General features: G+C 63.8%; 2 protein-coding genes. Both read right to left on the reverse strand.

Going from position 1 to position 1115, the window contains the following annotated elements; translation table 11 throughout:
- A partial coding sequence (locus tag AC1D01_RS35890; RefSeq protein WP_477874465.1) for a hypothetical protein occupies positions 1-222 on the reverse strand: 222 nt, incomplete at its 3' end.
- 25 nt (positions 223-247) lie between these two features.
- Entirely contained in the window at positions 248-1024 is a 777-nt protein-coding gene (locus AC1D01_RS35895; protein WP_477874467.1) for a 2OG-Fe(II) oxygenase, read from the reverse strand.
- Positions 1025-1115: the final 91 nt, after the last annotated feature.

Raw genomic sequence — 1115 nt, forward strand, 5'->3', positions numbered from 1 at the left:
GAGCAGGCGCGCGAGCCAGGGGTCACCGGCGAACCGGTCGCTGATCACCACGGACACCTCGACACCCATCCAGCGGGCGATGGCGGCCAGCAGCAGGACCGGCCAGGCGAACGGCACCAGCACCAGCACGAAGCGGAAACCCGCGGCGCGCGCGCCGGCGCGCAGCAGCGGCAGGTCGCGGGTCCGGCCGCGCCGGCACGCGAAGATCAGGATCTTCTTCATTTGACCCGTCAAGCCAGCACAACCATCACCGCGCGCGCTTCGAACCCGCCAGCAGGCGAGCGGCTTCCTTGAGCCGCTCGCGCAGCGGCAAGTCTCCGGTGTGGCGCGCCTTGTACGTAGTACCGATCTTGGCCGACGTGGTCTCGTGCGCCGGCCGGCCGTTCGAGTAGTAGTACATCGCAATGCTCTTGCGCGAGTTGCCTTCCGGAAAACCGTGGGGATCGGGCTGGCCGTGAAAGGAGAAGTCGTTGGTGTTGAAGATCACCATGCGGTTGAAGATGGGCGCAACGGGCACCTGGGTCTTCATCTGCGGATCGGCCAGCACCAGTTCGCCGCCCCAGGCGGGCTGCCACTCCCGGTTCAGGAACAGGATGACGTTGATTCGCCTGTCGAGCTCCAGCCTGCGGTGGTAGTTGAAGTCGATGTGCATCTTGAGGAACCCGCCCGGCATCGTTTCATGCAAGCCCCCGCCCATCAGGAATGGATCGCTGACAAGCCCCTTGATGCCGGTCACGTCGCTGAGGAACGATACGAAGTCGCCGCAATTGAGGTACGAGATCATCTCGAACGTGGCTGGCGGAAAGCGGCTCCATTCATCGCACGTGTGCTTGCGCAAGGTCGTCGCTTCGTTGTAGATCGTGTTGTGACGCACGCGGGAGAAGTCTTCGATCACGGAGTCGAGCACGCTCTCCGGGAACACGTTGTCGATCACGACGTGCTGGAAGGGCGTTGCCGCCGAGAACGTCTGAGCCAGCGCCGTGCGCTCACTCGCGGAGGCGAGGGGGGAGAGAAGGGTGATCATGAGATGGGACGGACTCTGGCTGGTTCAATCAATGTTCTTGCGCGATTCCTGAGGGGGCGTTCGAAGTAGTGCTCCAACCCCCAGGCAGAGA

It is taken from the genome of Rhizobacter sp. P3_B12, from assembly GCF_056402895.1.

Excerpts from the sequence above, each read along its gene's own strand:
- AC1D01_RS35895 (WP_477874467.1), bottom strand. The coding sequence starts at position 1,024 with ATGATCACCCTTCTCTCCCCCCTCGCCTCCGCGAGTGAGCGCACGGCG.